Origin of the sequence: Herbaspirillum sp. UBA812 (genome assembly GCF_002296545.1) — a bacterium.
Taxonomy (GTDB): domain Bacteria; phylum Pseudomonadota; class Gammaproteobacteria; order Burkholderiales; family Burkholderiaceae_D; genus Herbaspirillum; species Herbaspirillum huttiense.
The window spans coordinates 29167-40513 of the sequence record NZ_DBIC01000158.1; the positions used below are offsets into that span (position 1 = coordinate 29167).

Annotated in this window: 13 protein-coding genes; 8 read left to right on the forward strand and 5 right to left on the reverse strand. The window is 64.0% G+C overall.

The window, feature by feature from the left end; all coding sequences use genetic code 11:
- Positions 1–75 precede the first annotated feature (75 nt).
- On the reverse strand, positions 76–765 hold the full coding sequence (locus B3873_RS10205) for a hydrolase (protein WP_039783146.1): 690 nt from the start codon (positions 763–765) through the stop codon (positions 76–78).
- 294 nt (positions 766–1059) lie between these two features.
- On the opposite strand from B3873_RS10205, the gene B3873_RS10210 reads away from it, so the two are divergent.
- The 5 genes from B3873_RS10210 to B3873_RS10230 all read left to right on the forward strand — a co-directional run bounded on the left by B3873_RS10210 (position 1060) and on the right by B3873_RS10230 (position 5899).
- Positions 1060–2943: an amidohydrolase gene (locus B3873_RS10210; RefSeq protein WP_286865772.1), complete on the forward strand. Its 1884-nt coding sequence runs from the start codon at positions 1060–1062 to the stop codon at positions 2941–2943.
- A gap of 12 nt (positions 2944–2955) precedes the next feature.
- On the forward strand, positions 2956–3378 hold the full coding sequence (locus tag B3873_RS10215) for a DoxX family protein (protein WP_034334042.1): 423 nt from the start codon (positions 2956–2958) through the stop codon (positions 3376–3378).
- Positions 3379–3513: 135 nt separating this feature from the next.
- Positions 3514–4341, forward strand: a complete 828-nt coding sequence (locus B3873_RS10220) for an alpha/beta fold hydrolase (RefSeq protein WP_039783148.1) — start codon at positions 3514–3516, stop codon at positions 4339–4341.
- Positions 4342–4346: 5 nt separating this feature from the next.
- A complete protein-coding gene (locus tag B3873_RS10225) occupies positions 4347–4880 on the forward strand; it encodes a Dps family protein (protein ID WP_286865776.1) in 534 nt (177 codons plus the stop codon).
- 149 nt (positions 4881–5029) lie between these two features.
- The gene (locus B3873_RS10230) at positions 5030–5899 is read left to right on the forward strand and encodes an AraC family transcriptional regulator (protein WP_286865778.1); all 870 of its coding nucleotides are present in this window, start codon (positions 5030–5032) and stop codon (positions 5897–5899) included.
- A 12-nt stretch (positions 5900–5911) separates the two neighbouring features.
- On the opposite strand, the gene B3873_RS10235 is transcribed toward B3873_RS10230, so the two are convergent.
- From B3873_RS10235 to B3873_RS10245, 3 genes are all read right to left on the reverse strand, one after another.
- On the reverse strand, positions 5912–6340 hold the full coding sequence (locus B3873_RS10235; RefSeq protein WP_286865780.1) for a hypothetical protein: 429 nt from the start codon (positions 6338–6340) through the stop codon (positions 5912–5914).
- A gap of 10 nt (positions 6341–6350) precedes the next feature.
- Positions 6351–6566, reverse strand: coding sequence for a hypothetical protein (locus tag B3873_RS10240; RefSeq protein WP_252696649.1), 216 nt, complete (start codon positions 6564–6566; stop codon positions 6351–6353).
- Between the two features lie 289 nt (positions 6567–6855).
- A complete protein-coding gene (locus tag B3873_RS10245) occupies positions 6856–7476 on the reverse strand; it encodes a response regulator transcription factor (protein ID WP_286865783.1) in 621 nt (206 codons plus the stop codon).
- A 313-nt stretch (positions 7477–7789) separates the two neighbouring features.
- Here B3873_RS10245 and B3873_RS10250 point away from each other — a divergent pair, with 313 nt between their 5' ends.
- Together B3873_RS10250 and B3873_RS10255 are read left to right on the forward strand one after the other, a co-directional pair.
- Complete coding sequence (locus tag B3873_RS10250; protein ID WP_286865785.1) at positions 7790–8491, forward strand: YoaK family protein; 702 nt, start codon at positions 7790–7792, stop codon at positions 8489–8491.
- Positions 8488–9063 (forward strand): TMEM175 family protein, encoded by a 576-nt coding sequence (locus tag B3873_RS10255; RefSeq protein ID WP_286865787.1) that lies wholly within the window; start codon positions 8488–8490, stop codon positions 9061–9063. Before B3873_RS10250 ends, B3873_RS10255 begins: the two co-directional genes overlap by 4 nt.
- Before the next feature lie 10 nt (positions 9064–9073).
- Here B3873_RS10255 and B3873_RS10260 read toward each other — a convergent pair whose 3' ends face one another.
- Positions 9074–9745, reverse strand: coding sequence for an HAD family hydrolase (locus tag B3873_RS10260; RefSeq protein WP_134224220.1), 672 nt, complete (start codon positions 9743–9745; stop codon positions 9074–9076).
- A 371-nt stretch (positions 9746–10116) separates the two neighbouring features.
- Here B3873_RS10260 and B3873_RS10265 point away from each other — a divergent pair, with 371 nt between their 5' ends.
- Positions 10117–11214, forward strand: coding sequence for a hypothetical protein (locus tag B3873_RS10265; RefSeq protein ID WP_286865789.1), 1098 nt, complete (start codon positions 10117–10119; stop codon positions 11212–11214).
- Positions 11215–11347 lie beyond the last annotated feature (133 nt).

Consider the following 11347-nt stretch of genomic DNA (forward strand, 5'->3'; position numbering starts at 1 on the left):
CCTCGTGAAGATGGGACGCCGCCGCGCCCCGCCGATGCAGGGCAGGAGCGCGGCGGCGTCGGTGACCGGACTGGCTTACTTGGCCGGCACCGGTGCCAGGATCTTCTGGTTGCCGTGCGGGCGCTGCTCGGCCTTGTGCACCATGGTGTAGGCGTAGTCCACGCCCATGCCGTAGGCACCCGAGTGTTCGCGCACGATGTCCATGACGGCGTTGTAGGTTTCCTTGCGGGCCCAGTCGCGCTGCCATTCCAGCATCACCTGCTGCCAGGTCACGGGGATGACGCCGGCCTGGATCATGCGCTGCATGGCGTAGTCGTGGGCTTCCTTGGAGGTGCCGCCGGAGGCGTCGGCCACCATGTAGATTTCGTAGTCGCCTTCGGCCATGGCACACAGGGCGAAGCTGTTGTTGCAGACTTCGGTCCACAGGCCGGCCACGACCACCTTCTTCTTGCCGTTGGCCTTGAGGGCGTCGCGCACCTTCTGGTCATCCCAGGAGTTCATGGAGGTACGTTCCAGGATGTCGTGCTCGGGGAAGACCGACAGCAGTTCCGGATAGGTGTAGCCGGAGAAGCCCTGGGTTTCCACGGTGGTGATGACGGTAGGGATGTTGAAGACCTTGGCCGACTTGGCCAGGGCGACGACGTTGTTCTTCAGTGCCTGGCGGTCCATCGACTGCACGCCGAAGGCCATCTGCGGCTGGTGGTCGATGATGATGAGCTGGCAGTTGGTCGGGGTCAGGACGTCGAGTTTGGTGTTGGTGGTCATGATGGTTCCGTAGGTGGAGTGAGTAGGAAGACGGCAGCCGCTGCCTTGGCCGGGGAGAGGCGGTGCGCAGCGGCGTGGCAGGGGAGTGAGGCTGCCGGAGGCGATCATAGGCAAGCGGGCAGGGCGCTGCCATTATCTGTTCGTATAGCTAGACGCTGGCAGTGCGTTTTTGCACACTGCCATCACCAACAAAAGCACTAACACAAGCGCATGAGATGGACGATTCGCCGCCAGCGACGCCACACCCTGCGCAATCCGCCCTCTTCATCGTTGTAGCCCATGCCCGGAGCCTCCATGACCACCGCAGCCAGCGTCACCCCTGACCTGATTTTGTTGAACGGCAAGATCCACACCGTCGACAAGCAAAACCCCATCGCCGAAGCCGTTGCCATCGGCGGCGGAAAATTCATCGAAGTCGGCAGCGCCGCCGACGTGATGCGTCTCAAGCAGGCCAGCACCCAGGTCATCGACCTGGGCGGCCGCACCGTCATCCCCGGCCTGAACGATTCGCACCTGCACCTCATCCGTGGCGGCCTGAACTACAACCTGGAACTGCGCTGGGAAGGCGTGCCGTCGCTGGCCGATGCGCTGCGCATGTTGAAGGACCAGGCGGCGCGCACGCCGCATCCGCAATGGGTGCGCGTGGTCGGTGGCTGGACCGAATTCCAGTTCGCCGAGAAGCGCATGCCCACGCTGGAAGAATTGAACGCGGCCGCACCCGATACTCCGGTCTTCGTGCTGCACCTGTATGACCGCGCGCTGCTCAATCGCGCCGCGCTGCAAGCGGTCGGCTACACCAAGGACACGCCCAACCCGCCGGGCGGCGAGATCGTGCGCGATGCCTCGGGCAATCCGACCGGCATGCTGATCGCCCGTCCCAATGCCATGATCCTGTATGCCACCCTGGCCAAGGGACCGGCCTTGCCGCAGGAATATCAGGTCAATTCGACCCGCCAGTTCATGCGCGAGCTGAACCGCCTGGGCGTAACCAGCGCCATCGATGCCGGCGGCGGTTTCCAGAACTACCCGGACGACTACCAGATCATCAACAAGCTCGCAGCCGACGGCCAACTGACCATCCGCATTGCCTACAATCTGTTCACCCAGAGCAAGGGAAGTGAACTGGCCGATTTCCAGAAGTGGACCGGTATGGTCAAGCCCGGTGACGGGGACGACTTCCTGCGCCATAACGGCGCCGGTGAAATGCTGGTGTTCTCGGCGGCCGACTTCGAGGATTTCCTCGAACCGCGTCCCGACCTCGCCGACGGCATGGAAGAGGAGCTGGAGCGGGTGGTGCGCCACCTCGTGTCCAACCGCTGGCCGTTCCGCCTGCATGCCACCTATGACGAATCGATCTCGCGCATGCTGGACGTGTTCGAGAAGGTCAACCGCGATATCCCCTTCGACGGCCTGCACTGGATGTTCGACCACGCCGAGACCATCACCGAGCGCAACATCGAGCGCGTCAAGGCGCTGGGCGGCGGCATTGCCATCCAGCATCGCATGGCCTTCCAGGGCGAATACTTCATCGACCGCTACGGCAGCGATGCCGCCGAGCACACGCCACCCGTGGCCAAGATGCTGGAGATGGGCGTGCCGGTCGGTGCCGGCACCGACGCCACCCGCGTGGCCAGCTACAACCCCTGGACTGCACTGTACTGGTTGGTCTCCGGCCGTACTGTTGGCGGGACGCAACTGTACCGGTCAACTGGCAGGTTACCTCGCGAAACTGCACTGGAACTGTGGACCGCAGGCAGCGCCTGGTTCTCCAGCGAGCAGGCCAAGAAGGGTCGCATCCAGGCTGGCCAGCTGGCCGACCTCGCCGTGCTGTCGGCGGATTTCTTCAGCGTGCATGAAGACGACATCAAGTCCATCGAATCGGTCATGACCGTGGTCGATGGCAAGGTGGTCTATGGCACCGGTCCGTTCTCCTCGCACGGCCCGGGCGAGATCCCGGTGCTGCCCGACTGGTCGCCGGTGGCCAAGGTGCCGGGACACTATCGCGCCGTCGCCAGCAGCGATGCCGCACGCCAGAAGAAGACCGCGCTGCCGCATGCCTGCGCGGGTTCGTGCGGGGTGCATGGACACGCGCATGATGTGGCGCGCAAGTCGACCGTTCCGGTCTCCCACTTCGCCGGTTTCTGGGGCGCGTTGGGTTGCAGCTGCTTCGCGTTCTGAGCGGGGCCGATCATGCAAGCGCATCATTCCGCTCGCCGGACCGGTTGGCCGGTCCCGCCCCTGGATCTGGGTTTGCTGTTCCTGCGCGTGGCCGGCAGCTTCATGCTGTTCTACGTGCACGGCTTGCCCAAGCTCATGCATTACGCGCATGAGCTGACCGTCATCGAGGATCCCTTCGGCCTCGGCCCGACGGTATCGCTCTGGTCCGCCATTTTGGCCGAAGCGCTATGTCCGGTGTTGATCGCGCTGGGCCTGTTCACCCGCCTGGCCTGCCTGCCCATCATCGGCGTGCTGCTGGTGGCCATGCTGGCGGTGCATCCCGGCTGGAGCATCGCGGAAGGGCAGTTCGGCTGGCTGCTGCTGGTGATCTTCACGGCCATCGCGCTGTGCGGTCCCGGCCAGTGGCGGCTGGGCCAGGCCGCAGCTCAGCCGTAGGAATCAAGTCGATTCACGGCGGTCTCTCTTCCAGCTTCATTGGCAGATTCAACGTTGTCAGGCCGCTCTGCCATGCGCAGGGCGGTTGCTGTCCCCTGCACGGCCCCTCCACACCATCTCACAAGGAGTCACACCATGAGCACCATCACTACCCGCGACGGCACTGAAATCTATTACAAGGACTGGGGCAGCGGCCAACCGGTCGTCTTCGGCCACGGCTGGCCGCTGGACGGCGACATGTGGGAATACCAGATGAACTTCCTGGCCGAGCGCGGCTATCGCGTCATCGCCTATGACCGCCGTGGTTTCGGCCGTTCCAGCCAACCCTGGAGCGGTTACGACTACGACACCTTCGCCGATGACCTGGCCGAGCTGATGGACAAGCTGGACCTGCAGGGCGCGACCCTGGTCGGCTTCTCCATGGGCGGCGGCGACGTGGCCCGCTACATCGGCCGCCACGGCAGCAAGCGCGTGGCCAAGGCGGCGCTGCTGGGCGCGGTGACGCCGATCTTCGGCCAGGCGCCGGACTTCCCGCAGGGCGTGCCGGCCGAGGTCTTTGCCGGCATCAAGGAAGGCCTGCTCAAGGATCGCGCGCAATTCATCAGCGACTTCGCCGCCGTGTTCTTCGGCACCAACCGTCCGGGCAAGGCCGATGCGGTCAGCGCCGGCGTACTCTCGCAGACCTTCAACATCGCCATGCTGGCCTCGCTGAAGGGAACGCTGGATTGCGTGAGCGCCTTCTCCGGCACCGACTTCCGTGAAGACATCAAGAAATTCAACTTCCCGACCCTGGTGATCCACGGTGACGACGACCAGGTCGTCCCCTTCCAGACCACCGGCAAGCTGGTGGCCGAGATGGTGCCGGGTGCGCAGCTGAAGATCTATGGCGGCGCACCGCACGCCCTGTGCGCGACCCACAAGGACCAGATCAACGAAGACCTGCTGGCCTTCCTGAAGGGGTAAGTACCATGAGCCTGGACGCAAACCAACGCCAGCAGCTTGAAAAGCGTCGCCTGGCACCGCTGGCTACGCCTGGCGTGCTGTCCGCGCAGGCCAGCCAGGAGATCGGCGGGGCCTTGACCATGTTGCTGGCGGACATCTTCGCGCTGTACCTGAAGACCAAGAATTTCCACTGGCATATGTCGGGGCCGCATTTCCGCGACTATCACCTGCTGCTGGACGACCAGTCCCAGCAGATCCTTGCCATCACCGATGCGGTGGCCGAGCGGGTGCGCAAGATCGGCGCGACCACACTGCGGTCCACCGGGCAGGTCGGCAAGCTGCAGCGGCTGGCCGACAACGATGCCGACTTCGTCACACCCTCCGACATGCTGGCCGAACTGCGCGAGGACAACTTGCGCCTGGTCGGTTTCATGATAGCGACCCACGAGCTGTGTGATGAGCACGGCGACGTCGCCACCGCCAGCCTGCTGGAGAACTGGATCGACGAGGCCGAGCAGCGGGCCTGGTTCCTGTTTGAATCGGGGCGGACCTCGATGTGAGCGCTCCCTCTTGATGCAGGGTGCGGAAGGCAGAGCTTGACGGCTCTGCCTTTTTTGCGTTTTCCTTCACTCAGCTTCGGATGCATCGGCTTGTTGGCCTCCACTGGAGCGGGTCGTTTTTCTTTCTTTCACTTTTATCGATTTTCCTCGTGATCCAGCCCTTGCCCCAGCGTTTCATCAAGCGTCTCCGCCTGCAGGACGGCCTGGGCCTGACGCGCGCCGCGCAGTCGCAGGTCACGGGCGTCTCGTCCGGGGCGGTGCCGGTGATCGACATTCCGGGCGAGGATGCCTTTTCGGTGATCGTGCAATTGCAGGATTTCCGCCATCACAAGCTGTGGCGTGGCCAGCAGCTGGTGCATGCGGGCGGCCACCGCAGCGGCGAAATGGCCATCACCGACCTGCGTGAGCAGTGGCGCTGCCAGCACCTGTCGGACTACGACAACGTACGCCTGCAGTTGCCGCGCGCCACCATCGAGCAATGGAGCGAGGAGGGCGGACGCCGCATCAGCGGGCTGCAGCAGCGCCAGGCGGTGCGCGACCCGGTGATCTGGCACCTGGTGCAGGCGATGTTGCCGATGCTGGGCGAGGCGGCCAATGATGGCGATACGGTGTTCATGGACAGCGTGACGCTGGCCCTGCACACGCATCTGGCCCGGCACTATGGCGGCCAGCCGCTGGCGCGCAACAGCGGCCGCCTGGCGGGATGGCAGCAGGTGCGGGTACGGGACTACATGCTGGCGCATTTGGGACAGCGCCTGACGCTGGCCGAGCTGGCGGCGCAGTGCGGCTTGTCGCGCGCGCATTTCTCGCGCGCCTTCAAGCTCAGCTTTGGCCTGCCGCCGCACGCCTGGCTGCAGCGCCAGCGCATAGTCCTGGCCTGCCAGCTGCTGCGCGAGGAGGGCAAGAGCATGTCAGTCATTGCGCTGGAGTGCGGGTTCTCGGACCAGAGTCACTTCAGCCGGGTGTTCAAGCAGGTGATGGGGGTGGGGCCGATGGGGTGGGTGAGGGGACAGGGATAGGCCATGCCAGGCCTACTCGCCCAGCACGGAAATATGGGTGCGGTCATCCGGCGTCAACAAGGGCGCGATGCTCGGGTCCGTATATATTTTGTCTCCCGTGCCGGTGACGACGACCAGATGGAGATCAGGATCCGCTTGATTTGCCGTCGTCCCCCGTCGTATCGCCTTCATCGTTCTTGCCAGCGCAGAGCGGCGTTTCCTGCCGGATGCGCGAACGGCGTCTTTCCATTCGTTCCAGAGTTGCTCGACACCCTCGCTGCGCTCTTCATACCGCACTTCGATGCCGCACAGGCCGTCACCCTGGCTCACCAGAAGGTCGATGTGTTCTCCCGGGCGGGAAGGCGTCACGTGAAAGAATTCACTACCGGATCGCTGCAACATTTGCGCAACCAGGCCCTCGGCAAATTGGTGTGCGATTTCTTGACGACGGGAACGTGGCATGGGCGGCTCCTCAGATGAGCTGTGTCAGTGGCGGATTGTTGCGCAGCGACCAGACGCGGCAAACTTCGTTGTAGATGGCAATCTTGACGGCGTCTTCGGCAAGGTCATGGTGTGGCGCAAGACGTGCGATCCCTTTCGACTGGCGTGCATCTATCCCCTTTACATAGATCCGCTCCCGGCGTGCGGTGCTGCGATCGACGATGCCCACGAAGAAAGGGGTCTTCATAGCGTGCGCACGCTTGATGGAATGACCGGACGCATGAGTTCAATACCGCACAGGTATTCACCGCCGGTGCCAATGATGTTCTTGAGATTGCCCATCGTGGTTGTGCGGGTAGCGATGGAGGCCGCCCGGGCTGCTGTCAGAGCCGCACAGGTTACTGATGGGAAGAAGGGATGTGTTCAGGAATACCGCAAAAGCGGATCAGTTTCGAAGGCCTTCGACTACGATGGGCGCTCTTGCGGTGGTCATTGATGGTCCGTCTCGTGCGGATACCGTCAGCTGGCCGGCAGCCTCACCGCTGCCGCGCAGAATGAATCTGCAAGCGCTCTGCCGCCCGCACCAGGTCGGCCAGGGTCTTGGTCTGCATCTTGTCCATCACGCGGCGCTTGTGGACCTTGACGGTGATTTCGCTGATGCCCAGCTCGGTGGCGATCTGCTTGTTGAGCAATCCGCCGATGGCCAGTTCCAGTACTTCGCGCTCACGCGGGGTCAGCTTTTCCAGCCGCGAAGTGCTGGCGGCCTGCTCCACACGCTGATGCAGATCACGCCCGGCAATGGCCAGTGCCTCCTGCACCGCGCCCAGCAGGCGCTCATCTTCGATCGGCTTGGTGAGGAATTCATGGGCACCCGCCTTCATCGCCTGCACCGTCACGGGAATGGTGCCGTAGCCGGAAATGAAGATCACCGGAATGGCATCGCCGCGCTGTTCCAGCCGCCGTACCACCTCGAAGCCATCCGAGCCGGGCATCTTCATGTCCAGCAGCAGGCAGCACGGCGCGCCCGGCAGCGACTCGCGCAGAAACTCGTCGGCCGAGGCATAGCCACGCGCCGTCAGGCCGGCCGAGGCCAGCAGTCTCAACAGGGCGGTCCTGACCATGCCATCGTCATCGACGACGTATACGGTACTTTCCATAATGAATCCGTCTTGCCGGGTTGCGAAAATCCTTGCACCGGCACGCCTTCGCAACGGCCCTCTTCGGGCGTCGCAGGCCTTGCCGTGCAGTCCTTCGCATCATCAGCATTCAGGCCCGGCTTGGATTGTACAAATGTGCTGTTTTTTGTAGAAAATGCCTTTGTTGCATCCATCAAGGGCATATCGTTGCCGGATCGGCAAGGGTTTGGCGCGGCTTCGCCGGACTTGTCTTATCCACAGGGATAATGGGCGGACGGCACCAGCGGTGCTAAGGTGTGCGGCCTGCCCCCGCCCTCCGGAAGCGAGACACCTCATGAATGCCGCACAACGCAACCGCCTCCAGTCCTCCGGACTGGCCTTCCTCGCCGCCTATGTCGATACGCTGGGCTTCATCGCGCTGTTCGGCCTGTTCACAGCCCATGTGACGGGCAACTTCATCCTCATCGGCGCGGCCCTGGCGGATACCTCGCAGATGTCCATCCTGCTGAAATTCCTGGCCTTCCCGGCCTTCATCCTCGGCGTGGCCGTGGCACGCCTGTTCATCGCCGCCATCCAGCGCCGCGATGGCCGCGCCCTGGGCTGGTCACTGCTGCTGCAGTTGCTGTTGCTGACCGGATTCATGCTCTGCGGCATCGCCGCCGCGCCGGTGCAGTCGCCTACTGCAGGCTGGGTGATGGCATCGGGTCTGCTGGGCACCGCCTCCATGGGTGTCCACAGCGCCATCAGCCGCCTGCTGCTGGCGCATCTGGCACCGACCTCGCTGATGACGGGCAACGTCACGCAAGTGGTGATCGACATGGTGGACATGCTGCGCGGCGCGGCCGATGCCGGTACCACCGAGCGCTGCATCAAGTTCGTGTGGCCGGTGCTGTCGTTCGGCGCGGGTGCCATCGCCGCCGCCTTCGCCTATCACGCGATCGGCTTTGCCGGGCTGATCGTGCCGGTGCTGATCCTGGTGGCGATGGTGGTGTGGGAATTTCGCCAGCCGCTGCCGGCCAAGGCTGCCACGTCGTGAACAAGTCGCGGCTGGAAGCCTTCAGCGATGGCGTCATCGCCATTGCCATCACCATCATGGTGCTGGGCTTGCAGACACCGCAGGGCGCCGGTCTGGCCGACCTCGCCCCGCTCATGCCGCCGCTGCTGAGCTATGTATTGAGCTTCGTCTACATCGGCATCTACTGGGTCAACCATCATCACCTGCTGCAGCTGGCCACGCAGGTCGACCGGCGCGTGCTGTGGGCCAACCTGCACCTGCTGTTCTGGCTGTCGCTGCTGCCCTTCGTCACCTCGTGGGTGGCCAACCATCATCGGCAGAGCGCACCCGTGGCCTGCTATGGCGTGGTGCTGCTGATGTGTTCGGTCTCTTTCCTGCTGTTGAAACGCGCGCTGCGCCACAGTGAAGCGGCGCATCCTTCGCTGGCGGCCATGCTGGGACACGGGCGCAAGAATGCGCTCTCCATCCTGCTCTATGCGGTGGCCATTCCGCTGTCACTGGCCACCCCGCTGGGCGCGACCGCCATCTACGTGCTGCTGGCCCTGCTGTGGTTCCTGCCGGACCATCACTTCGAGACGGTCCGTTCGCAATGAAGGCGCGGACTTATCCGCCGATCTTGTCCCACAACGCCTGACCGTTGAAATCGCGGATCACGGCGTGGGCACCGGCAGCCCGCAGGCGCGCTTCATCCAGTCCACCCAGCATGCCGAAGGTCCAGACCTGGGCGCTGCTGGCGGCTTTCACGCCCGAGCTCGAATCCTCGAAAGCTACCGCCTGGTCCGGTGTGCCGCCCAGCAGTTGCAGGGCGGTCAGGTAGGGCAGGGGATCGGGTTTGGCGCGTTCCAGCTCATCGCCAATCACCAGCGTATCGAAGCGGCCGGCCAGGCCGGTGGCCTTCAGCATCAGCTCGGCATTGGCGCGCGGCGCATTGGTCACCACCGCCGTGCGTCCGCCGATGCGGGCGATATGGTCGAGCAGGCGTTCGATGCCGGGCGTGGGCGCGACCTGCTGGTCCAGCTGCGAGCGGAACAGCTGTTCCTTCTCTTCGGCCAGCGGCTGGTATTCCGAGGCCGGCATGCCGGGAAACAGGTGATCGAAGATCATGGCGTTGGACGCCCCCATGATGTGGGTCTTGTAGTAATCGACATCCACCGAGCGGCCCCAGCGCGACAGGATGGTGTTGAAGGCAGCATGGTGCAGGGCGTCGCTGTCCATGAGGGTGCCGTCGAGGTCGAACAGGAAATGCGTGATCGGAGTGCTGTGCGTGTTGGCCATGGGAATCCGTAGCAGGTTGGGGCGACAGGGCAGGATGCCGGTGTGTGAGGCGCTCATTCTATAAGACTCGGTGCAGCGCTGCTGTGCAGTTTTCCGTACTGCGTCCTGAGCATTGTTCTGCCGCTCTTTCTGTACGTTTTTCCGGGCGTTTTTCCGTACTGATTCCTGTAGTGAATTCGGCACGGAATTTTGTACGGAATTCTGCACGTTTTCCTGTACGCCGACTCCGCGCTTCCCTGCTCTCCTACGCCACCTGCCGAACTCCGCCGATGGCGCGCGCGCCAGCGCGCGCCTATAGTCTCTCCGTGGCAATGCCCCCCAGCCCTGCGCCAGTCGCAGAGATCAATCCATCAAGAATCGCGAGGAGACTCATGACCACCTCAACCATCCATCCCCTTCCACCGGCCAGCGTCGAGGCCGTCAACAACAACGGCTCCGGCGTCTCGTGGGGTGCCATCCTGGCGGGCGCTTTTGCGGCGGCGGCCTTGTCCTTCATCCTGGTGATGCTGGGCTTTGGCCTCGGCTTCTCGTCGATCTCGCCGTGGTCCGGCGAGGGCGTCTCGGCCAAGGCCATCGGCTATTCCACGGCCGGCTGGCTGCTGTTCACCCAGATCGCGGCCTCGGCCATCGGTGGCTTCCTGGCCGGCCGCCTGCGTGTGAAGTGGGCTGGCCTGCATACCCGTGAAGTCTATTTCCGCGATACCGCACATGGCCTGCTGGCCTGGGCCGTGGCTTCGCTGGCCACCGCCGCCCTGCTGGGCTCGGCCGTGGGCAGCGTGATCTCGGGCGGGGCCAAGACCCTGGGTGCCGCCGGTGGCGTACTCGGTACCGGCGCTGCCGCGACCGCGGCGGCCATGGGGCCGGAGGGCGCGCAACAAGCTGGCAACCTGGCTGATCGTGCTTCGGGTTATTTCATCGATTCCATGTTCCGTAGCGGCACCGCCAATGGCACCGCCAACACCAGCGCAGCCCCTGCCGCACCGGTGACTCCGGCCGCTGGCAGCGATGCCGCCAACGCTGCTCCCGCCGCTCCGCTGGCTGCACCGACTCCCGCCGATGGCCGTGAACTGACCTCGGCGCAGCGCATGGAAGTGGTCCGCGTCTTCGGTTATTCGCTGGCCAACCAGCAACTGGCCGACAACGACAAGCGCTACCTGGGCCAACTGGTGGCACGCCATACCGGCCTGTCGCAAGCCGATGCCGAGAAGCGCGTGGCCGATACCTTTGCCGCCTACCAGCGCAATCTGGACCAGGCTGCCACCAAGGCCAAGGAAGCTGCTGATGCCGCCCGCAAGGCTGCTGCCTATGCTTCGCTGTGGATGTTCCTGGCCCTGCTGTGCGGTGCCTTCGTCGCCAGCCTGCTGGCCACCTACGGCGGCCGCCTGCGTGATCGCAACGAACTCTACGGCGAACCGGTGTTGCGTCATGAACTTCATGACCATCGCGTCGGCGAACCCGAGTTGCGTTGAACAGCGCACTCCCGCGCCACGTTTCGCCGAACCTGAACACCAACCTTCATAGGAGACTGACATGGGTGCCATTCTGCTCTGGCTCTTGGGGATTCCGATTCCCATCATCCTGCTGCTGATCCTGCTGTTCTGA

What these genes read in the sequence shown, in the direction of transcription:
- B3873_RS10205 (WP_039783146.1), bottom strand. Translation starts at nt 765, where the DNA reads ATGACCACCAACACCAAACTCGACGTCCTGACCCCGACCAACTGCCAG.
- B3873_RS10210 (WP_286865772.1), top strand. Translation starts at nt 1,060, where the DNA reads ATGACCACCGCAGCCAGCGTCACCCCTGACCTGATTTTGTTGAACGGC.
- B3873_RS10215 (WP_034334042.1), top strand. Translation starts at nt 2,956, where the DNA reads ATGCAAGCGCATCATTCCGCTCGCCGGACCGGTTGGCCGGTCCCGCCC.
- B3873_RS10220 (WP_039783148.1), top strand. Translation starts at nt 3,514, where the DNA reads ATGAGCACCATCACTACCCGCGACGGCACTGAAATCTATTACAAGGAC.
- B3873_RS10225 (WP_286865776.1), top strand. Translation starts at nt 4,347, where the DNA reads ATGAGCCTGGACGCAAACCAACGCCAGCAGCTTGAAAAGCGTCGCCTG.
- B3873_RS10235 (WP_286865780.1), bottom strand. Translation starts at nt 6,340, where the DNA reads ATGCCACGTTCCCGTCGTCAAGAAATCGCACACCAATTTGCCGAGGGC.
- B3873_RS10240 (WP_252696649.1), bottom strand. Translation starts at nt 6,566, where the DNA reads ATGAAGACCCCTTTCTTCGTGGGCATCGTCGATCGCAGCACCGCACGC.
- B3873_RS10245 (WP_286865783.1), bottom strand. Translation starts at nt 7,476, where the DNA reads ATGGAAAGTACCGTATACGTCGTCGATGACGATGGCATGGTCAGGACC.
- B3873_RS10250 (WP_286865785.1), top strand. Translation starts at nt 7,790, where the DNA reads ATGAATGCCGCACAACGCAACCGCCTCCAGTCCTCCGGACTGGCCTTC.
- B3873_RS10260 (WP_134224220.1), bottom strand. Translation starts at nt 9,745, where the DNA reads ATGGCCAACACGCACAGCACTCCGATCACGCATTTCCTGTTCGACCTC.
- B3873_RS10265 (WP_286865789.1), top strand. Translation starts at nt 10,117, where the DNA reads ATGACCACCTCAACCATCCATCCCCTTCCACCGGCCAGCGTCGAGGCC.